This window comes from Tabrizicola piscis (assembly GCF_003940805.1).
Taxonomy (GTDB): Bacteria; Pseudomonadota; Alphaproteobacteria; order Rhodobacterales; family Rhodobacteraceae; genus Tabrizicola; species Tabrizicola piscis.
On sequence record NZ_CP034328.1, the window covers coordinates 3,359,249 to 3,378,312 of the forward strand.

Consider the following 19,064-nt stretch of genomic DNA (forward strand, 5'->3'; position numbering starts at 1 on the left):
AACCTTGCGCTAAACGAAGCCCGGACAAGTCGACCAAAGGGGCGCACATGGCTCGGATTCTCATCACCTCCGCCATTCCCTATATCAACGGGATCAAGCACTTGGGCAATCTGGTCGGAAGCCAGCTGCCCGCTGACCTTTTTGCCCGCTTCAACCGGGCCATGGGGCATGAGGTGATGTTCATCTGCGCCACCGACGAACACGGCACCCCGGCCGAGCTTGCCGCCGCCAAGGCTGGCAAGCCCGTGGATGTCTACTGCGCCGAAATGCATGAGGTGCAGAAGGACCTTGCCGCAGGGTTCCGCCTGTCGTTTGACCACTTCGGCCGCTCCTCCAGCCAGCGCAACCACCGCCTGACCCAGCACTTCGCGGGCAAGCTGGCCGAGAACGGCCTGATCGAGGAAGTGTCGGAAAAGCAGGTCTTTTCCATCGACGACAACCGCTTCCTGCCCGACCGCTACATCACCGGCACCTGCCCGAACTGCGGGTATGAGGCGGCGCGTGGCGACCAGTGCGAAAACTGCACCAAGCAGCTTGACCCGACCGACCTGATCAACCCGCGCTCGTCGATTTCGGGCAGCACTAACCTTGAGGTGCGGGAAACCAAGCACCTCTACCTTCGCCAACGCAGCCTGCGTGACAAGCTGGAAGCGTGGATCGACAGCAAGCATGACTGGCCGATCCTCACCACCTCCATCGCGAAGAAATGGCTGAATGACGGCGATGGCCTTCAGGACCGTGGCATCACCCGCGATCTGCACTGGGGCATCCCGGTGAAAAAGGGCGACCAGCCTTGGCCGGGGATGGAAGGCAAGGTTTTCTACGTCTGGTTCGACGCCCCGATCGAATACATCGCCGCCACCGCAGAATGGGCCGATGCCAATGGCAAGGCCGATGCCGATTGGGAACGCTGGTGGCGCACCGACATGGGCGCCGCCGACGTCACCTATTACCAGTTCATGGGCAAGGACAACGTCCCCTTCCACACCCTGTCCTTCCCCGCCACGATCCTTGGGTCAGGCGAGCCTTGGAAGATGGTCGATTACCTTAAGTCCTTCAACTACCTCAACTATGACGGCGGCCAGTTCTCCACCTCACAGGGACGCGGCGTGTTCATGGATCAGGCCCTGTCGATCCTGCCCGCCGATTACTGGCGCTGGTGGCTTTTGTCCCATGCGCCCGAATCCAGCGACAGCGAGTTTACCTGGGAAAACTTCCAGACTTCGGTGAACAAGGACCTTGCCGATGTGCTTGGCAACCTCGTCTCCCGCGTGACCAAATTCGCCGTGTCCAAGTTCGGCAATGACGTCCCCGCCGGCGGCCACTTCGGCCCGCTGGAAACCGCCCTCATCGCCGACCTTGGCGCGCGGATCACCGATTACACCCGCCTGATGGAGCAGATGGAGGTCCGCAAGGCCGCCGCCGAACTGCGCGCGATCTGGGTGATCGGCAACGAATACCTGCAAGCCGCCGCCCCGTGGTCAGTCGTCAAGACCGATCCCGAACAGGCGCAGGCGATCATCCGCCTCGCGCTCAACCTGATCCGGGTTTACGCGGTCCTGTCGGCCCCGTTCATTCCCGACGCCTCGGCCACCATGCTGCAGGCGATGGGGACCGATGACCAAAGCTGGCCCCACGACATCTCCGCCGCCATGCGGGCGCTGCCAGCGGGCCATGCCTTCACTGTGCCCGAAAACCTGTTCCGCAAGATCACGGACGAAGAACGCAGCGACTGGCAAGCCCGCTTCTCGGGTGTCCGCACCTGACAGACGGCGCTTGGCCGGGCCAGGCCGATCTGCGGCTGGCCACGGCCCCGACAGTCTCTGGCCCTGACAAATACATGCATGACGGCGAATTTCATTTGCCCGCCGCTTGACCCTGCGTCACTCTGACGCGGCATCCGGCTTTGGGGCGCATGATCGCCAAAGGCCCCGTGCAGAACATTTTTCAGGAGGACTGATATGAAGCGTCTGCTTGCCGCCTTTGCTTTTGCGATTTCTCTTGTGGGCGTTGCCCCACTTGCTGCCCAGGATGCTGCCGCGCCCAACCCGCTTGAAACCGCCGAGGCGAAAAGCACCCTTACCATCGCCAATGCGCTCATCACCTATGGCCGGGCAAACCAGGACCCGCTGGCCCTGCTTTCCGGGGTGCAGATGATGGTCAAGGCTGCCGCTGGCACCACCATCGAATCCGCCGGCAAGCCTATGGACCTTGGCGCCGTGCTGGATGAAGCCGTTGCCATGGCACCGGATGATGCCCTGATCGTCGCCCGCGCCGACGTTCTGCGCGACGAGGCGGAAACCAAGACCCGCGGCGTCTGCTATTGGGAATACTGGTGCGATTACTACGGCTACTGCGAATACTGGTACGTCTGCTACTGACCCCAACGCCACAACCTAAAGGGCCGGCCTTGCCTGCAGGGCCGGCCCTCGCCTTGCGCAAGGCTGGCAGGCCAGTCATGCCGCAACCGCGAAATCGTTCTGTTGCAGCTGCAGAAACCCGGCAACCCCGTGCGTTTTTCCGCCGAAGCACGCAACAATCAGGAAGAAATTCCGCCTATCGCCAAAACTGCGGAAACCGCGCCACCCGCTCTGGTGGTACTCTCCTCGCATCGGACCCGAGTCGCTGCCCTCAACTCGCTGCCAATGTAGGAGAGCCCGAGATGCCCGAAGTTCTGCCTTCGCGCCCCCGATCCAAGCGGACCTATGCCGCCATCGCCCTGTTCCTTGTCGTCTATCTTGGGGTGCTGATCGTGGTGTTTGCCCCACGCGACATGATCGCCGTCCAGTCTGGTGCCGCCTTCTACGGCGTCGACAACTAGGACCGCCCGAAAAAGCAACGGCCCGGGCATAGTGCCCGGGCCGTTTTCGTTTGTGCAAGATCGGTCAAGCGCGCAGGTCGAACCGGTCGGCCTCCATCACCTTCACCCAAGCTGCAACGAAATCCTTCACGAACTTCTCGCGGTTGTCGTCTTGCGCATAAACCTCGGCGTAGGCCCGCAGGATCGAGTTTGACCCGAACACCAGATCCGCCCGCGTCGCCGTCCACTTGACCGCTCCGGTCTTGCGGTCGGTCAGCTCATAGAGGTTGGTCCCCTTGGGCACCCACTTGTAGGCCATGTCCGTCAGGCCAGCGAAGAAGTCGGTGGTCAGCGCACCGACCCGGTCGGTAAACACGCCATGCGCCGTCCCGCCGTGGTTGGTGCCGATCACCCGCATCCCGCCAAGCAGACAGGTCATCTCATGCGCCGTCAGGCCCATCAGTTGCGCGCGGTCCAGCAGCAGTTCCTCTGCCGTGACGGCATAGTCCTTCTTCATCCAGTTGCGGAACCCGTCCGCCACCGGCTCCAGCACGGAAAAGCTGTCGGCGTCCGTCTGGGCTGCCGTCGCGTCACCGCGACCGGGGTGGAAGGGCACGGCCACGTCAAAGCCCGCAGCCTTGGCCGCATGCTCTACGCCCACGGTCCCGGCCAGCACGATGACATCGGCAACCGACGCGCCTGCCGCCAAGGCAATCGGCTCCAGCACCGACAGCACGCGCGCCAGACGGGCGGGCTCGTTGCCTTCCCAGTCCTTCTGCGGTGCCAGACGGATGCGGGCACCGTTCGCCCCGCCCCGGTTGTCCGACCCGCGGAACGTGCGGGCGGAATCCCAGGCCGTCGCCACCATGTCCGACACGGACAGGCCCGAGGCTGCGATCTTCGCCTTCACCGCCGCCACGTCCCAGGAGGTGGAGCCAGCCGGGACCGGATCCTGCCAGATCAGCTCTTCCTGCGGCACCCACGGCCCCAGATACCGAACCTTCGGCCCCATGTCGCGGTGGGTCAGCTTGAACCACGCCCGGGCGAATGCGTCCGAGAACGCCGCCTGATCCTTGGCAAACCGCTCACTGATGGCGCGGTAGGCCGGGTCCATCTTCATCGCCATATCGGCATCGGTCATCATCGGCATGCGGCGGATCGTGGGGTCTTCCACGTCAACCGGCATATCCTCTTCCTTGATCCCGATCGGCTGCCACTGGAAGGCACCCGCAGGCGATTTCACCAGTTCCCAGTCGTACTTGAGGAGAAGGTCGAAATACCCGCCATCCCACTTCGTCGGATGCGCCGTCCATGCGCCTTCCAGACCGCTGGTGATCGTATCCCGCCCGATGGAGCGTGCGGCATGCACGTTCCAGCCAAGGCCGCCTTCCTCGATCCCGGCACCTTCCGGTTCCGCGCCGATCAGGGCGGCATTGTTGTTGCCATGCGCCTTGCCGACAGTGTGGCCACCGGCGGTCAGCGCCACGGTCTCCTCATCATCCATCGCCATGCGGGCAAAGGTTTCGCGCACGTCATGCGCGGTGCGGATCGGGTCAGGCTTGCCATCCACGCCCTGCGGGTTGACGTAGATCAGGCCCATCACCACGGCGGCGAGCGGGTTTTCCAGCGACGTCCGGTCTTCCTTCGTCGGATAGCGCTGATCGGTCAGCCATTCCTTCTCCGACCCCCACCAGACATCCTTTTCCGGGGCCCAGATATCCTCACGCCCAAAGCCGAAGCCAAAGGTCTTCAGACCCATCGATTCATAGGCAATGGTCCCGGCCAGCACCATCAGGTCGGCCCAGCTCAGCCGGTTGCCGTATTTCTTCTTGATCGGCCACAGCAGGCGGCGGGCCTTGTCCAGGTTGGCGTTGTCCGGCCAGCTGTTCAGCGGCGCAAAGCGGTGGTTGCCGGTCCCGGCCCCACCCCGGCCATCGGCCATCCGGTAAGTGCCCGCGGCGTGCCACGACATGCGGATGAACAGGCCGCCGTAGTGGCCCCAATCCGCCGGCCACCAATCCTGGCTGTCGGTCATCAGCGCGGTCAGGTCCCGCTTCAGCGCGTCAAAGTCCAGCTTCTTGACTTCGTCCTGATAGTTAAACCCCGTCAGCGGGTTAACCTTGGTGTCGTGCTGGTGCAGGATGTCCAGGTTCAGCGACTTTGGCCACCAGTCCATCACCGTGTTTTCGGTCGTGGTGATCGCTCCATGCACCACCGGGCACTTGCCCGAGCGTCCAACGTCATTGCCGTCCATCTTGCTCTCCTCATCTGGCTGGATACGAAGCGCAGATATGCAATCGAGGGCCCGCCCGGAAGGGGGGTCAACGACTCGCCACGCCTCATTATGCTTCAGCGTTAGCACCGCGCATCGATAAAGGGAATTTTCATTTTCCAATCACCACGATATGTAAAACCTATGACACAACTCACCATGAAGCACCTGCGCTACTTCGAAGCGCTTGCCCGGCACCGCCATTTCGGCCGCGCGGCCGAGGCGTCGGCGATCTCGCAACCCGCCCTATCGCTGCAGATCAAGGAGCTTGAGGAACTTCTCGGCGCACCCCTTGTCGAACGCGGCCCCCGCCAGATCCGCCTGACCTCGCTGGGCGAGGATTTCGCCCTGCGCGCCCGCGATGTCTTGCGCAGCGTCGACGAACTGGCCTCGCTTGCCCGCGCCTCGACCGGCCCCCTTGCAGGGCGGTTGCGCCTTGGGATCATCCCCACCATCGCGCCCTATTTCCTGCCGCAACTGATCCGCCGCCTGTCCCATCACTTCCCCGACCTTGAACTGCGCCCGCGTGAAGCGGTGACCCAGCGCCTTGTCCGTGACCTTGCCGAAGGCCGGCTTGACCTTGCCCTTGTGGCGCTTCCCGTCTCGGAACCGTCCTTGATCGAACACCCCCTTTTCGATGAGGAATTCCTTCTGGTCCGCCCAATGGCCGAATCCGCCTTGCCCGTCCCCCGCCTTGAAGACCTTGCCGCGATGCCTCTTCTCCTGCTGGAGGAAGGCCACTGCTTCCGCGACCAAGCCATCGCCGCCTGCAAACTGCCCCGCGCCCCGGCGGGCGAGATCATGGAGGGCTCCTCCCTCTCCACCCTTGTCCAGATGGTCGGCGCCGGGATCGGCGTGACCCTGATCCCCGAGATGGCCGCGTCGGTCGAGGTGCGGTCGGCACCCGTGACCCTCCAGCGATTGCCCGCCCCACGCCCCGGCCGGACCATCGGTCTGGTCTGGCGCCGCACGAACCCGCTGTCGGACCGGCTTGCCGACCTTGCCCGCCTGCTCCACGCGCCGGACGCGATGCCGCAGCCCGCGCAGATCAGTTGACCGCGACCCCGCTTTGCGTCATTCCGGCGTCATGCTGACGCGGACCCTTCATCAGCTTCACAGGCTGGCCCTGCTGGTCACCCTCACGGTCGCCTTGGTCGCGACCGGGTTCGCCCATCGCATGGCCACCCCGCAGGACGAAGCCCTTGCCTTCGCGCTGGCCAACGGCGTGCCGCTGGCCGATTTCTGCGGCGACGACCTTGATGGTGACGGCCACCGCGACCCCCACTGCGCGGCCTGCCAGATTGCCGGAACGGCCGACCTGCCAGCCGCAACCCTGACGCTGATCGATCTGGAACTGGCTGTCCTCGCCCAAGTGATCGCCCCGCGCGAAAGCCGGGCCCGGGCCCGCGTTCTTGATCCTGCGAACACGCCGCAAGGCCCACCTGCCGCCTGACCGGCGGCGCTGACCCCATCGCCGCTTTCAAAGTGCCCCACGCAGGTCCGGACCGGGCCTGCAGTTTTCATGCACATCCGAAGGCATCCCATGGCAACCGAATCTCAAACCCCCAACCGCCTGTATTTCGCCGCCTGGCGCTGGCACTTCTATGCCGGGCTTTACGTCATCCCCTTCCTGCTGATGCTGGCCGTGACCGGCCTGCTCATGCTCTGGATCGCGGTCCTGCAGGGGATCGGCGATGAAAAGATGACCATCCTCCCCGGCGACCAGCCCCTTGCCGTCAGCCAGTTGATCACCGCCGCCCAAGCGGCGATCCCCGATGCGACGGCCACCCAGTACATCGCCCCGCTCTCCCCCGCCCACATCGCAACCGTCGTGGTCGCGGCTGGGGATGCCAAGACCGGCGTCACCCTCAACCCCTACACGGCCGAGGTTTTGAACACCTTCCCCTGGCGCGCCGGCTGGTATGATTTTGCGACGGATATCCATGGCACTCTCCTGATCGGCAACACCGGCGACTGGCTGATCGAAGCGGCAGCCAGCCTTGCCCTGCTGCTTACCGTCACGGGCATCTATCTGCATTGGCCCCGCAATGGCGCAAGCTTGGGCCAAAGCCTGACGGTCCAGACCGCCGCCAAGGGCCGCGCCTTCTGGAAATCGCTGCATGGCGCGCTTGGCCTTTGGGCCAGCCTGATTCTGGTGATCTTCCTGATCTCCGGCCTCTCCTGGGCGGGCCTCTGGGGGGCCAAGTTCGTGCAGGCGTGGTCCACCTTCCCGGCCGAGAAATGGGACAACGTTCCCCTCTCCGACGCCACCCATGCCGACATGAACCACGGCGCCGCGAAAGAGGTGCCCTGGGGCCTTGAACAGACCCCGCTGCCGGAATCCGGCTCGCTTGCCGGAACCATGGCGATCACCGGGCCGGTCACCGTCGACACCGTGGCAGCCTTCGCCGGAACCCTTGGCTTTGACCACCGCTTCCAGCTGAACCTCCCCGCCGATGCAACCGGCGTCTGGACGATCAGCCATGACAGCATGTCGAACGATGGCCCGAACCCCGCCGCTGACCGCACGATCCACATCGACCAGTTCACCGGCAACGTGCTGGCCGATGTGCGCTATGCCGACTATTCGGCCTATGCCAAGGCCATGGCCTGGGGCATCGCCTTCCACGAAGGCGACCTCGGGGTCTGGAACATCGCTCTGAACACGGCGTTCTGCCTTGCCATCATCCTGATGTCGGTGTCGGGCGCTGTGCTCTGGCTCAAGCGCCGCCCCGTCGCCGCGCGCCTTGGCGCACCGCCCCGGCCCGCCGATGTGCCCTATGCCAAGGGCGCGATCCTGATCACCCTGGCGCTGTCGCTGGCCTTCCCGATGCTGGGCCTGACCCTTCTGGCGGTCATGGTCCTTGACCTTGTGATCCTCTCTGCCGTCCCGCCGCTGAAGCGGCTGGTCAGCTGATGGTTCCCGTGGTCCCGGCGTTGGGAGGCGTCCCATGTCCCGCCGGGGCCACCGGTCCGGCCTCAATCCCGGGGCCTGACCGCACTGGCCCCTTCCGGCCCGCGCCGGAAGGGGCCCTTTTCCCGATTTACCCTCAAACGGAGCATTGAAATGAAACCGATCCTCACCCTTCTCGCGGCCCTCTGCCTAGCAGCACCCGTCTTCGCCCACGGCTTCACCGCCGGCGATCTTGAGATCAAGCACCCCCACATCCCCCAGCCCGCCGCCTCTGCCAAGGCTGCCGGGGGCTTCATGACCATCGTCAACTCCGGCACCGAACCCGACCGCCTGCTCGGCATCGAATCCGGCATCGCGGCGAAATCCGAAGTCCATGAAAGCAAGGTCGACGCAAGTGGCGTCGGCACCATGACCCACATCGACGCGATCGAGATTCCGGCCGGGGGCACCGTCACGCTGGAACATGGTGGCCTGCACGTCATGTTCATGGGCCTGACCGGCACCCTGACCGAGGGCGAGCTTTACAAAGCCACCCTGATCTTCGAACGCGCCGGCCGGGTAGACGTGGAATTCAGCATCGACGCGCCAACAGGGCAGGGTGGGGACCATGACACCATGGACCATTCCAGCCACGGCACTGGCGGCTGACCCCAATGGCTGAAGGCCCGGCTTGCCCTTGCGCAAGCCGGGCCGCCCCAGCCTGCGCTTGCAACCCTGCCCTCTTGCCCGCAGCATTGCGCACCGACCCACAGCCGGAAGGCATGGCCATGACCGATCCCGCCCCGACACCGCCGCCACCCCGCCCGGGCGAGGTGGCCTTGCCCTCCGACCCTGCCAGTTCTGCAGACGCCCGCCTGCAGTTCATCGGCCAGCTTCGCACCCCCTGGTCACGCGGCAACTGCCCGAAGAACCTGCGCGAGGCGCGGGAACGGGGCGGCGACTTCCGGGCCGAGGTCGCTCCGGCCTTCCGCCCCGGCCTGGCCGGACTTGTCGCCGGTCAGACAGTGATTCTCCTTTACTGGACCGGCGCTGCCCGGCGTGACCTGATCGTGCAAAGCCCTGCCCATCGGGATGGCCCCTGCGGGGTCTTCGCCCTGCGCTCGCCCGCCCGCCCCAACCCGGTGGCGCTGGCAGTCGTGCGGCTGCTGGCCATCGACACCGGCGCGGGCAGCCTGCGTTTTGATGCGCTGGATGCCTTTGACGGGACAGCACTTCTTGACATCAAACCCTGGCTTTCCTCGGTCGACATCCCACCCGATCCCGCGCCCTGAGGCTGCCGTTTCCGTCACGGAACCTTCATCCAAACGCGAAGTTGGCGTCATGAAGGCCCGCTAAACGTCCCCCAGCCAAACGGGGGTGACGGGATGCTTCAGGTTCAGTCGGTGACGCGGATGTTCGGCCAGAAAGCCGCCGTCGACAACGTCAGCTTCACCGTGGAAGGGCCTGCCTTTGTGGGCATCATCGGCCGCTCTGGCGCCGGCAAGTCCACCTTCCTGCGCCTGATGAACCGCCTGATCGACGCCTCTGCCGGGGAAATCCGGGTTGATGGCCAGAATGTCCTTGCGCTGAAAGGCCCGCAGGCCCGCGCCTGGCAAAGCCAATGCGCGATGATCTTCCAGCAGTTCAACCTTGTCCCTAGGATGGACGTGGCCTCCAACGTCCTGCACGGCATCCTGAACCGCCGCTCCACCCTGCAGACCATGTTCAACCTCTGGCCGCAGGCCGATATCCTGAAGGCGCTGGATATCCTCGACCGCCTCGGCATCGTCGAACAGGCCCCCAAACGGGCCGAGGCGCTGTCGGGCGGGCAGCAGCAGCGCGTGGCCATCGCGCGGGCACTGATGCAAGATCCGAAGATCATCCTCGCCGATGAACCCATCGCCAGCCTTGACCCGATGAACGCCCAAGTGGTGATGGACACCCTTCGCCGCATCAACCTTGAAGACAAGCGGATGGTCATCGCCAACCTGCACACGCTGGACACCGCGCGCCGCTATTGTGACCGGGTGATCGGCATGCGCGACGGCCGCATCGTCTTTGACGGCACACCCGACCAGCTGTCCACCTCTGTCGCCCGCGAAATCTACGGCGCGGACGAGACGTTCAACGAGGCGGCAACCTCCACCTCGATCCCCACCGACACCACAGCCGACCGGTCCTACGCCGATCTCATGCTGTCGTGACCCACGCACCACTAACCCACGGAGAAACCATGCAAAAGCTGCTGACTGCAACCGCACTTGTCTCGCTGATGGCCACCTCGGCCTTCGCGCAAGAGTTCACCGAATTCAACATCGGCATCCTTGGCGGCGAAAACGCCCAGGACCGCATGACCTCGAACGAATGCTTCCGCGTCAAGATCGAAGAAGCCCTCGGCGTTCCGGTCAAGATCTTCACCCCCGCCGACTATGACGGCGTCATCCAGGGCCTGCTCGGCGGCTCGCTTGACTATGCATGGCTTGGTGCCTCGGCCTATGCCAAGGTCTACCTCACGGACCCGGAAGCCGTCGAGGTCAAGCTGACCAAGCAGAACGTTGACGGCTCGACCGGCTACTATTCCATCGGCTTCGCCCGCGCCGACAGCGGCATCACCTCGATGGAAGATGCCAAGGGCAAGGTCTTCGCCTTCGCCGACCCGAACTCCACCTCGGGCTTTCTGGTCCCCGGCGCTGAACTGGCCGCCAAGTTCGGCAAGCTGGAAGACTACTTCGCCGAAGTGAAAATGTCCGGCGGGCATGAACAGACCATCGTCGGCGTCGCCAACGGCGACTTCGAGGCTGGCGTGTCCTGGGCCGACGGCCTTGGCAACTGGGAAGATGGCTACAACTCGGGTGCCTTCCGCAAGGCCGCCGATGCGGGTCTGGTCGACATGTCGACCCTCGTGGAAATCTGGCGCTCGGCTCTGATCCCCGAAGGCCCGATGGTTGTCCGCAAGGCCCTGCCGCAGGACGTCAAGGACAAGGTGACCCAGCTGACCGCCGACCTGTGGGAAACCGATGCCGAATGCGCCTATGCCGTCGCGGCCGGCGAAGCGAAAGACTTCGTCCCGGTTGAGCACTCGGCCTTCGAAGGCATCCTCGCCGCCCGCAAGCTTCAGGAAGGCATGTAAGCCTTTCTGACCCGCCGGACCCCGCGCTCCCCGGGGTCCGGCTTCTTCATATCCGGATGATCCCATGGTCGATGTCGCCTTCGGACCAGAGCAGGGCCAGCGCCCTGATTTGTCCAATTCCCGTGAAGCCTACCTCGACATGGTCCGCCGCAAGCGGATGTATGGCGGCATCCTCATGGTCATCTTCGTGGCCCTCATGGCCTCGGGCTGGATGCTGGCCGACGATCGCAACGCCGGTGGTTTCTGGCAGGGCCTGCATCAGGTGTTCGACTTCCCCTCGGAAGTCCTGTCCGAAGCCTGGGAGGATCGGGCCAACCTGCCCGCCTTGTTCTGGGACCACATCCCCGCCCTGATCGAAACGCTGAACATCGCCGCCGTCGCCACCCTGATCGGTGCGCTGGCCGCCATGGCGCTGTCGCTTCTGGCAACCCGCGGCCTTGCCCGCTGGCCGCGCCTGATCCCGCTCTTTCGCCGCACGATGGACGCGCTCCGCGCCGTGCCGGAAATCGTCATCGCGCTGGTCCTGATCTATATCCTTGGCGGCGGCCCGGTCCCTGCCGTGATCGCCATCGCACTCCATACCGGGGGTGCACTTGGCAAGCTGTTCTCCGAAGTGGCTGAAAACGCCGACCTCAAACCCGTTGAAGGCCTCGCCTCGGTCGGGGCCAACTGGTCGCAGCGCATGTGGCTTGGCGTCATGCCGCAGGTCGCCCCGAACTGGCTCAGCTATGGCCTCCTCCGCTTTGAAATCAACGTCCGCGCCAGTGCCATCCTTGGCTTCGTGGGCGAGGGCGGGATTGGCCACGATCTCAAGCTTGCGATGCAATGGGGCCAGGGCCGGTATGACGAGGTGGTGGCGATCTTCCTGCTCCTGTTCCTCGCCATCGTCCTGATCGACCGCGTGTCAGACCACTACCGCCACAAGCTTGTGAAGGGGCACTGATCCATGCGCCCAACCCTCACCTTGCGCCACAGCCGACACTCCGCGCCTGCCTCCCCCCTCATGGGGAAGGGATGGGGCAGGGGGGCCGCCAGCCGGAAAGCCCGCAGATGACCGCAGCCCTCACCCCATCCCTCACCCCGTCCCTCGCCGACACCATCACCCGCCGCTTCGCCGCCAAGCGCCGCATGGCCTTTGCCATTCCGGCAGCCATCCTTGCCTATCTGATCTACGCCGCGATCAGCTTTGACGTGGCAGGCCTCGTGCAGCGCGCCCGCTTCGACAATGCCGCGATCCTTCTGGGTGATTTCTGGTCGCACAAGACGCACGTCACCCGCGAAAACCGCACGGGCAATCTGACCGTCGCGATCGAGGGCGAAGCGAAAGGCACTTACCCCGAAGGCATGCTGCCCGACTGGGTCACCGTTGCAGGCGATGTGACGACCATCGACCTCGGCACCGGGCATATCGTCACCTATGATGACGCCGGCGCGCGGATGGTCGTGCCCGGCTATGGCACGATCGACATCCGCCCCGAAGGCGGAAGGCCAGTGCTGACGGCCCCCGAACCGATCCCCGACTGGATCTCCGTCGCCGAAAACCGCATCGGCGTCACCACCCCGGCGGGTCGCTTCACCTATACCCGCTCCAAGGTGGAAACCTTCAAATATGAGGCCGGGTGGGAGCTTTGGTTCTTCACCCTCGACAGCCCCTTCTACGGCAAATCCTTCGCGGAACTGGCCACCCTCGCCACCGTGGGCGACCGCGTCGACCCAGACCGCATGAACATCGGCTACATGGTCTCGGAATTCTGGACCAACCGCATGTGGCGCCACGGCGATGTGGCCTGGGCGATCTTCGAGACGATCCTGATGGCCTTTCTCGGCACCATGACCGCCGCGATTGTCGCCCTGCCGCTGGGCTTTCTGGCGGCGCGCAACTTCATGCCGCTGGGGCCGCTGCGCTTTGCCGTCCGCCGCTTCTTCGACTTCATCCGCGGCGTGGACGGCCTGATCTGGACCATCATCCTCTCCCGCGCCTTTGGCCCGGGTCCGATGACCGGCGCCATAGCCATCGCGATCACCGACGCCGGGACCTTCGGCAAGACATTTTCGGAAGCGCTGGAAAACATCGACGAAAAGCAGGTGGAAGGGATCCGCTCCACCGGCGCGAATGCCACCCTGCGCGCCCGGTTCGGGGTCATCCCCCAGATCACGCCGATCCTGCTCAGCCAGGTGCTCTATTACCTTGAATCGAACACCCGCAGCGCCACCGTGATCGGCGCCATCGTCGGCGGCGGCATCGGCCTGCTGCTGACCCAGGCGATCATCACCCAGAAGGACTGGGAGGAAGTCGCCTATTACATGGTCCTCATCATTCTCATGGTCATGGCCATGGACAGCCTTTCCGGCTGGCTCCGCCGCAAGCTCATCAAGGGGGAATGATCGTGTACGACCGCAATCTCGCGCTCTGGTATCGCGATTTGCTCTTTGGGAAATACTCTCTGGGGGTGCGGGGGGCGACGCGCCCCCGCGACGCCGAGCCGGTTGCGCGCCTGCGCGCAGAGGCGAGACAAAAGTCTTCGCGCGTCAGCGCTCAATTTGAAACCTGCCCCGCCGCGCAGGACGTCCAAGGGTCAAGCCATGCTGAACACCCAATCCCAACCCGCAGCTGATCTTGCAGCCGACCAGCCGGTCAACCGCAGGCACCGTCTCTCTCCCCATGGCGCGGTGATCCACCCCACGGCTCAGATTTCCGCCTCCGCCTTCGCCCCCTGGACCGAAGTCGGCGAAGGCGCGCGCATCGTGAACTCCACGTTTGAGGCCTATGCCTACTGCGATCGCTTTGCCGACATCGCCAACACCACCGTGGGCCGCTTTTCCAACATCGCCGCGATGACCCGGATCGGGCCGACCGACCACCCCTTCACCCATGCGGCGCAGCATCATTTTCTCTACCGTTCCAGCTACTACTGGCCGGATGCAGAGGACGACCCCGCCTTCTTCGCCGCCCGCACCGCCCGCCGCACTACCCTTGGGGCCGATTGCTGGATCGGCCACGGCGCGATCATCAAACCCGAAGTGACGATCGGCCCCGGCGCCATTGTCGCCTCCGGTGCGGTGGTGACCAAGGACGTGCCGCCCTTCATGATCGTCGCCGGCTGTCCCGCCACCCCCCTCCGCCCCCGCTTTGCGCAAGGCGTGATCGACCGGCTGATGGCCCTTGCCTGGTGGGACTGGGACCACACCCGCCTGCGCGCCGCGCTGCAGGATTTCCGCACCCTGAAGGCCGAGGCCTTCCTTGAGAAGTATCACGCCTGATCGCCCACCGTCAGCGTCACCCGGTCCCCGGCAAACCAGGTTGTCCCCAGTTCCACTGGCACCCCCGCGCCATCGACGTTGACCGCCACTGACCGCAGCACCGCCGCCCCCGCCTTGACCTGCAAGGCAACCGCCAGCACCGGGTCGGACACCTGCGCTGTCAGCCGTGTCTCCAGCCTTGTATAGTCGGCCAACCCGCAGGCACGCAGCGCCTCGGTGATCGACCCCACCGCCCGCAGCACCTCTGGCAGGTCGGGGAATCGTGCGGCGGGAAAGATCGACCGAAAGGCCGCCAGCGGTTGGTTGTCGGCCAGCGACACCCCCTCTACCACATGCACAGCCTCCCCCTGGCGCAAGCGCAGGCCGCGCGCCTCCTCGGCATCGGCAGGCCGTGTCTCCACCCGGCTGATCCGGCGTGACGGGGTCTGCCCCGCCGCCAGCACGTTCTGGTGAAACCGCACCCGCCGCCCCAGCCGGTAATCCGTGGGCCGCGCCGTCACGAAAACCCCAGCCCCCCGCCGCGCATGCACTGCCCCCGCTTCGGCCAGCGTGGCAAGCGCATGGCGCACCGTATGCCGGTTCACCCCGAACCGCGCGGCCAGTGCGGCCTCGGTCGGCAGCTTGTCGCCCGGATGGTAATGCCCAGCACCGATTTCCGCGGTCAAAGTCTCCGCGATGCTGGACCAAAGTGCCTTTGTGGCCAAGAGCTTCCCCCGTCATCAAAATTTCACAACTCTCCGGTTGGCCGCGCCGTCCGGATCGCGTATGATTTGTATAGTTGTCTAGGCGTCTAGACAACCCGGAAAAGATGTCGAGAGCCCGATGACCGCACCTTCCCCTGCTGATCGCAAGGCCTGGATGGCCACCCTCGCCAAGGCCCCGCCCGCCCGGCTGGCCGCCCTGATGCCTGATCTGCCGCCGCATGACATCCTCCGCGCACCCGAGGTCGGGGCGGTGATGGTGCAGGGCCGCACCGGGGCCACCGGCGCGCCCTTCAATCTGGGTGAGATGACGGTGACCCGCACCTCGGTCCGCCTTGGCTGCGGCACGGTCGGCCATGCCTGGGTGCAGGGCCGCGACAAGGCCCATGCCCGCCGCGCCGCCGTCGCCGACGCGCTCCTGCAGACTGCAGCTTCACCGGCGACGCTGGCCGCCGTGATCGCCCCCCTGCAGGCCGAGGGGGCAGCAGCAAAGGCCGCCCGCGCCGCCAAGGCCGCCGCAACGAAGGTCGAATTCTTCACCATGGTCCGGGGGGACAACGCATGACCCTGCACGCTGATGCCCTTTCCGGCGGCTACACCGACGCGCCCACCCAGTCCGCCCGCGCCTTCCGCGCGATCCTTGAGGCGATGGCCCGTCCCGGCACGATCCACACGGTCGCTGGCGCGGCCCCACCTGCACCCCTGTCGCTGGCCGCTGGCGTGGCGCTGCTGACCCTGACCGACCCGACCACGCCCCTGCACCTTGCGGGCAAGGCCGATTGCCAGCCGGTGCGCGACTGGGTCGCTTTCCACATCGGCGCGCCACTTGTTGCAGCCGAAAAGGCAACCTTCGCCCTTGGCACATGGGATGCGCTGCAGCCTGTCACCCGCTTCAAGATCGGCCAGCCGGATTACCCCGACCGCTCCGCCACCCTGATCGTCGAGGTTGACCGCCTGACCAACCACGGCCCGGCGCTGACCGGCCCCGGCATTGCTCTGGCGACCTGGCTGAACCTGCCCGAAACCGCCGCCTTCCGGGCGAACCGGGCGCTGTTCCCGCTGGGCTTCGACTGCCTGTTCACCGTCGGCGCGCAACTTGCCGGCCTTCCAAGGTCCACCCGCGTGGAGAAGATCTGATGTATGTCGCCGTAAAGGGTGGCGAACGCGCCATCGACAATGCCCATGCCTGGCTGGCCGAGGAGCGCCGCGGTGACCGCGCCGTCCCCGAACTGTCCATCCCGCAGATCCGCGAACAAATGGCCCTCGCCGTGAACCGGGTGATGGCCGAGGGGTCGCTGTTCGACCCCGACCTCGCCGCCCTCGCGATCAAGCAATCGCGCGGTGATCTGATCGAGGCGGTGTTCCTGATCCGCGCCTACCGCACCACGCTGCCCCGCCTTGCCGCCTCCACCCCCGTGGACACGGGTGCCATGGCCGTGGACCGCCGGGTGAGTGCGACCTTCAAGGACCTGCCAGGCGGGCAGGTGCTGGGGCCGACCTTCGACTACACCCACCGCCTGCTGGATTTCGCCCTGATGGCCGAGGCCTCCCCGGACATGTCCCCCACCCCCATCCCCTCCTCTCAAGGGGGAGGGGAGGTGCCCGGCCAATCCAGCCTAGCGACGATTGCCGACCAAGCGCCTCCCTCCCCCCTCGTGGGGGAGGGCTGGGGTGGGGGGGCTGCCCCCGGCATCCAAGCCCACAGGGTCCCACACGTCACCAGCTTCCTCAACCGCGACGGGCTGATCGAGACTGCACCGCCCTCAGACACCACCCCTCCCGACCTGACGCGCGAGCCGATGGAACTGCCCGCCGCCCGCCCCCTGCGCCTGCAGGCGCTGACCCGGGGAGATGAAGGCTTTGTCCTCTCCATGGCCTACAGCACCCAGCGCGGCTACGGCCGCACCCACGCCTTCGTGGGCGAGTTGCGCATCGGCACGGTCCCGGTAGAGGTCGAGATCCCCGAACTCGGCTTCGCCGTCGAAATCGGCGAGATCGAGCTGACCGAATGTGAAACGGTGAACCAGTTCAAAGGCTCCCGCACCGAGCCGCCACAGTTCACCCGGGGCTACGGCCTCGTCTTCGGCCAGTCAGAACGCAAGGCCATCGCCATGTCCCTCGTCGACCGCGCCCTGCGGTGGGAGGAACTTGGCGAAGACAACACCGGCGCCCCCGCACAGGATGAGGAATTTGTCCTGATGCACTGCGACAACATCCAGGCGACCGGGTTCCTCGAACACATCAAGCTGCCGCACTACGTGGATTTCCAGGCCGAACTGGAACTGGTCCGCCGCCTGCGGACCGAGGCTCAAGCCATGCAAGAGGCCGCCGAATGACCGCCACCGCTGACACCACGCATTACAACTTCGCCTACCTTGACGAACAAACCAAGCGGATGATCCGCCGCGCGATCCTGAAAGGCATCGCCGTCCCCGGCTATCAGGTCCCCTTCGCCAGCCGCGAAATGCCCATGCCCTACGGCTGGGGCACCGGCGGCGTGCAGGTCACGGCCGCCTGCCTGACGCCCGAAGACCGACTCAAGGTCATCGACCAAGGCGCCGATGACACGACCAACGCCGTCTCGATCCGCCGCTTCTTCCAGCGCACCGCCGGCGTCGCCACCACCGAGGCGACGGAGGACGCCACCGTCATCCAGACCCGCCACCGGATCCCCGAAACCCCGCTGACCGAAGGCCAGATCCTTGTCTACCAAGTCCCGATACCCGAACCCCTGCGCTTCCTTGAACCGCGTGAGACCGAGACGCGGAAGATGCATGAGCTTGAGGAATACGGCCTGATGCACGTCAAGCTTTACGAAGACATCGCCCGCCACGGCCAGATCGCCACCGCCTACGCCTATCCGGTGAAGGTCGAGGGGCGCTATGTCATGGACCCCTCGCCGATCCCGAAATTCGACAATCCGAAGCTGACCGCCAACCCCGCGATCCAGCTGTTCGGGGCAGGGCGCGAACAGCGCATCTACGCCCTCCCGCCCTACACCGAAGTCGTCAGCCTCGATTTCGACGACCACCCCTTCACCGCCTCCAAAGCCGCACATGACTGCGACCTGTGCGGCGCGAAGGACAGCTATCTGGACGAGGTCATCACCGATGACGCGGGCGGGCGGATGTTCGTCTGCTCCGACACCGATTTTTGCGCCGGACGTCGGGCCAAGGGCCATGTCGGCCGACTGGGAGACGCTGCATGACCCTCCATCCCCAAGAATTTTCGCAGAAAATTCATGCCCCCGACCAGCCGCTCCTCAAGGTCGATGGCCTGACCAAACGCTACGGCCCCCGCATCGGCTGCCTTGACGTCAGCTTTGACCTCTACCCCGGCGAAGTCCTTGGCATCGTTGGCGAAAGCGGCTCGGGCAAGTCCACGCTCCTCTCCTGCCTTGCCGGTCACCAGCGCGCCGACCTTGGCCGCATTGCCTATGACGGCCGCGACGTGCTCGCGATGTCTGAGACTGAACGCCGCCGCCTTGGCCGCACCGACTGGGCCTATGTCCACCAAAACCCGCGGGACGGCCTTCGCATGGGCGTCAGCGCCGGTGGCAACGTGGGCGAGCGTCTGATGGGCGTCGGGGCCCGCCACTATGGCGAGATTCGGGGCAAGGCCGCTGATTGGCTGGGCCGGGTGGAAATTGCGGGCGACCGCATCGACGACCGCCCCAGCGCCTTTTCCGGCGGGATGCAGCAGCGGTTGCAGATCGCCCGCAACCTTGTCACCTCGCCCCGCCTTGTGTTCATGGACGAGCCCACCGGCGGGCTGGACGTTTCTGTGCAGGCCCGGCTTCTGGACCTGCTGCGCGGCCTTGTCCGCGACCTTGGCCTTAGCGTCATCATCGTCACGCATGACCTTGCCGTTGTCCGGCTTCTGGCCCACCGTCTGATGGTGATGAAATCCGGCCGCGTGGTGGAGCAGGGCCTGACCGATCAGGTGCTGGACGATCCGCAGCACGCCTATACGCAACTTCTCGTCTCTTCCGTCCTGCAGGTGTAACC

20 protein-coding genes are annotated in these 19,064 nt (G+C 65.4%); 18 read left to right on the plus strand and 2 right to left on the minus strand.

Features of this window, described 5'->3' with window-relative positions; all coding sequences use genetic code 11:
* The first annotated feature begins 47 nt into the window (after positions 1-47).
* The 3 genes from metG to EI545_RS21410 all read left to right on the plus strand — a co-directional run bounded on the left by metG (position 48) and on the right by EI545_RS21410 (position 2,821).
* Positions 48-1,766, plus strand: a complete 1,719-nt coding sequence (gene metG, locus EI545_RS16330; protein ID WP_125326443.1) for a methionine--tRNA ligase — start codon at positions 48-50, stop codon at positions 1,764-1,766.
* Between the two features lie 195 nt (positions 1,767-1,961).
* The gene (locus tag EI545_RS16335) at positions 1,962-2,381 is read left to right on the plus strand and encodes a hypothetical protein (RefSeq protein ID WP_125326444.1); all 420 of its coding nucleotides are present in this window, start codon (positions 1,962-1,964) and stop codon (positions 2,379-2,381) included.
* A gap of 281 nt (positions 2,382-2,662) precedes the next feature.
* The gene (locus EI545_RS21410; protein WP_164517328.1) at positions 2,663-2,821 is read left to right on the plus strand and encodes a hypothetical protein; all 159 of its coding nucleotides are present in this window, start codon (positions 2,663-2,665) and stop codon (positions 2,819-2,821) included.
* Between the two features lie 64 nt (positions 2,822-2,885).
* Here the strand turns inward: EI545_RS21410 and katG are convergent, their stop codons facing one another.
* Complete coding sequence (katG, locus tag EI545_RS16340; protein WP_125326445.1) at positions 2,886-5,054, minus strand: catalase/peroxidase HPI; 2,169 nt, start codon at positions 5,052-5,054, stop codon at positions 2,886-2,888.
* Between the two features lie 162 nt (positions 5,055-5,216).
* On the opposite strand from katG, the gene EI545_RS16345 reads away from it, so the two are divergent.
* From EI545_RS16345 to EI545_RS16390, 10 genes are all read left to right on the plus strand, one after another.
* Positions 5,217-6,128, plus strand: coding sequence for a hydrogen peroxide-inducible genes activator (locus EI545_RS16345; protein WP_125326446.1), 912 nt, complete (start codon positions 5,217-5,219; stop codon positions 6,126-6,128).
* 31 nt (positions 6,129-6,159) lie between these two features.
* The gene (locus EI545_RS16350; protein WP_125326447.1) at positions 6,160-6,525 is read left to right on the plus strand and encodes a hypothetical protein; all 366 of its coding nucleotides are present in this window, start codon (positions 6,160-6,162) and stop codon (positions 6,523-6,525) included.
* A gap of 90 nt (positions 6,526-6,615) precedes the next feature.
* The gene (locus EI545_RS16355; RefSeq protein ID WP_245990132.1) at positions 6,616-7,989 is read left to right on the plus strand and encodes a PepSY-associated TM helix domain-containing protein; all 1,374 of its coding nucleotides are present in this window, start codon (positions 6,616-6,618) and stop codon (positions 7,987-7,989) included.
* A gap of 150 nt (positions 7,990-8,139) precedes the next feature.
* The gene (locus EI545_RS16360; protein ID WP_125326449.1) at positions 8,140-8,634 is read left to right on the plus strand and encodes a copper chaperone PCu(A)C; all 495 of its coding nucleotides are present in this window, start codon (positions 8,140-8,142) and stop codon (positions 8,632-8,634) included.
* 86 nt (positions 8,635-8,720) lie between these two features.
* Positions 8,721-9,257, plus strand: coding sequence for a TrmO family methyltransferase domain-containing protein (locus EI545_RS16365; RefSeq protein ID WP_216842466.1), 537 nt, complete (start codon positions 8,721-8,723; stop codon positions 9,255-9,257).
* A 93-nt stretch (positions 9,258-9,350) separates the two neighbouring features.
* Entirely contained in the window at positions 9,351-10,169 is an 819-nt protein-coding gene (gene phnC / locus EI545_RS16370) for a phosphonate ABC transporter ATP-binding protein (protein ID WP_125326451.1), read from the plus strand.
* A gap of 29 nt (positions 10,170-10,198) precedes the next feature.
* Entirely contained in the window at positions 10,199-11,095 is an 897-nt protein-coding gene (gene phnD, locus EI545_RS16375) for a phosphonate ABC transporter substrate-binding protein (RefSeq protein ID WP_125326452.1), read from the plus strand.
* Positions 11,096-11,159: 64 nt separating this feature from the next.
* Positions 11,160-12,038, plus strand: a complete 879-nt coding sequence (gene phnE / locus EI545_RS16380) for a phosphonate ABC transporter, permease protein PhnE (RefSeq protein WP_125326453.1) — start codon at positions 11,160-11,162, stop codon at positions 12,036-12,038.
* A gap of 107 nt (positions 12,039-12,145) precedes the next feature.
* Positions 12,146-13,480 carry a phosphonate ABC transporter, permease protein PhnE gene (gene phnE / locus EI545_RS16385; RefSeq protein WP_125326454.1) on the plus strand — a complete coding sequence of 445 codons (1,335 nt, stop codon included), beginning with the start codon at positions 12,146-12,148 and terminating at the stop codon, positions 13,478-13,480.
* A 198-nt stretch (positions 13,481-13,678) separates the two neighbouring features.
* A complete protein-coding gene (locus EI545_RS16390; RefSeq protein ID WP_125326455.1) occupies positions 13,679-14,356 on the plus strand; it encodes an LbetaH domain-containing protein in 678 nt (225 codons plus the stop codon).
* Here the strand turns inward: EI545_RS16390 and phnF are convergent.
* Entirely contained in the window at positions 14,347-15,021 is a 675-nt protein-coding gene (gene phnF, locus EI545_RS16395) for a phosphonate metabolism transcriptional regulator PhnF (RefSeq protein WP_425471585.1), read from the minus strand. The genes EI545_RS16390 and phnF overlap by 10 nt on opposite strands.
* Before the next feature lie 157 nt (positions 15,022-15,178).
* Between phnF and phnG the strand changes: the two genes are divergently transcribed.
* From phnG to phnK, 5 genes are read left to right on the plus strand one after another with little or no spacing between them, the layout of a single operon-like run.
* A complete protein-coding gene (phnG, locus tag EI545_RS16400; RefSeq protein ID WP_125326457.1) occupies positions 15,179-15,622 on the plus strand; it encodes a phosphonate C-P lyase system protein PhnG in 444 nt (147 codons plus the stop codon).
* The gene (phnH, locus tag EI545_RS16405; protein WP_425471586.1) at positions 15,619-16,194 is read left to right on the plus strand and encodes a phosphonate C-P lyase system protein PhnH; all 576 of its coding nucleotides are present in this window, start codon (positions 15,619-15,621) and stop codon (positions 16,192-16,194) included. The genes phnG and phnH overlap by 4 nt, the downstream gene beginning before the upstream one ends.
* Positions 16,194-17,393 carry a carbon-phosphorus lyase complex subunit gene (locus EI545_RS16410; protein ID WP_125326458.1) on the plus strand — a complete coding sequence of 400 codons (1,200 nt, stop codon included), beginning with the start codon at positions 16,194-16,196 and terminating at the stop codon, positions 17,391-17,393. Before phnH ends, EI545_RS16410 begins: the two co-directional genes overlap by 1 nt.
* Positions 17,390-18,265: an alpha-D-ribose 1-methylphosphonate 5-phosphate C-P-lyase PhnJ gene (locus EI545_RS16415; protein ID WP_125326459.1), complete on the plus strand. Its 876-nt coding sequence runs from the start codon at positions 17,390-17,392 to the stop codon at positions 18,263-18,265. Before EI545_RS16410 ends, EI545_RS16415 begins: the two co-directional genes overlap by 4 nt.
* On the plus strand, positions 18,262-19,062 hold the full coding sequence (gene phnK, locus EI545_RS16420) for a phosphonate C-P lyase system protein PhnK (protein WP_125326460.1): 801 nt from the start codon (positions 18,262-18,264) through the stop codon (positions 19,060-19,062). Before EI545_RS16415 ends, phnK begins: the two co-directional genes overlap by 4 nt.
* The last annotated feature ends 2 nt before the right edge of the window (positions 19,063-19,064 follow it).

Excerpts from the sequence above, each read along its gene's own strand:
- metG (WP_125326443.1), top strand. The coding sequence starts at position 48 with ATGGCTCGGATTCTCATCACCTCCGCCATTCCCTATATCAACGGGATC.
- EI545_RS16335 (WP_125326444.1), top strand. The coding sequence starts at position 1,962 with ATGAAGCGTCTGCTTGCCGCCTTTGCTTTTGCGATTTCTCTTGTGGGC.
- EI545_RS21410 (WP_164517328.1), top strand. The coding sequence starts at position 2,663 with ATGCCCGAAGTTCTGCCTTCGCGCCCCCGATCCAAGCGGACCTATGCC.
- katG (WP_125326445.1), bottom strand. The coding sequence starts at position 5,054 with ATGGACGGCAATGACGTTGGACGCTCGGGCAAGTGCCCGGTGGTGCAT.
- EI545_RS16345 (WP_125326446.1), top strand. The coding sequence starts at position 5,217 with ATGACACAACTCACCATGAAGCACCTGCGCTACTTCGAAGCGCTTGCC.
- EI545_RS16350 (WP_125326447.1), top strand. The coding sequence starts at position 6,160 with ATGCTGACGCGGACCCTTCATCAGCTTCACAGGCTGGCCCTGCTGGTC.
- EI545_RS16355 (WP_245990132.1), top strand. The coding sequence starts at position 6,616 with ATGGCAACCGAATCTCAAACCCCCAACCGCCTGTATTTCGCCGCCTGG.
- EI545_RS16360 (WP_125326449.1), top strand. The coding sequence starts at position 8,140 with ATGAAACCGATCCTCACCCTTCTCGCGGCCCTCTGCCTAGCAGCACCC.
- phnC (WP_125326451.1), top strand. The coding sequence starts at position 9,351 with ATGCTTCAGGTTCAGTCGGTGACGCGGATGTTCGGCCAGAAAGCCGCC.
- phnD (WP_125326452.1), top strand. The coding sequence starts at position 10,199 with ATGCAAAAGCTGCTGACTGCAACCGCACTTGTCTCGCTGATGGCCACC.
- phnE (WP_125326453.1), top strand. The coding sequence starts at position 11,160 with ATGGTCGATGTCGCCTTCGGACCAGAGCAGGGCCAGCGCCCTGATTTG.
- phnE (WP_125326454.1), top strand. The coding sequence starts at position 12,146 with ATGACCGCAGCCCTCACCCCATCCCTCACCCCGTCCCTCGCCGACACC.
- EI545_RS16390 (WP_125326455.1), top strand. The coding sequence starts at position 13,679 with ATGCTGAACACCCAATCCCAACCCGCAGCTGATCTTGCAGCCGACCAG.
- phnG (WP_125326457.1), top strand. The coding sequence starts at position 15,179 with ATGACCGCACCTTCCCCTGCTGATCGCAAGGCCTGGATGGCCACCCTC.
- phnH (WP_425471586.1), top strand. The coding sequence starts at position 15,619 with ATGACCCTGCACGCTGATGCCCTTTCCGGCGGCTACACCGACGCGCCC.
- EI545_RS16410 (WP_125326458.1), top strand. The coding sequence starts at position 16,194 with ATGTATGTCGCCGTAAAGGGTGGCGAACGCGCCATCGACAATGCCCAT.
- EI545_RS16415 (WP_125326459.1), top strand. The coding sequence starts at position 17,390 with ATGACCGCCACCGCTGACACCACGCATTACAACTTCGCCTACCTTGAC.
- phnK (WP_125326460.1), top strand. The coding sequence starts at position 18,262 with ATGACCCTCCATCCCCAAGAATTTTCGCAGAAAATTCATGCCCCCGAC.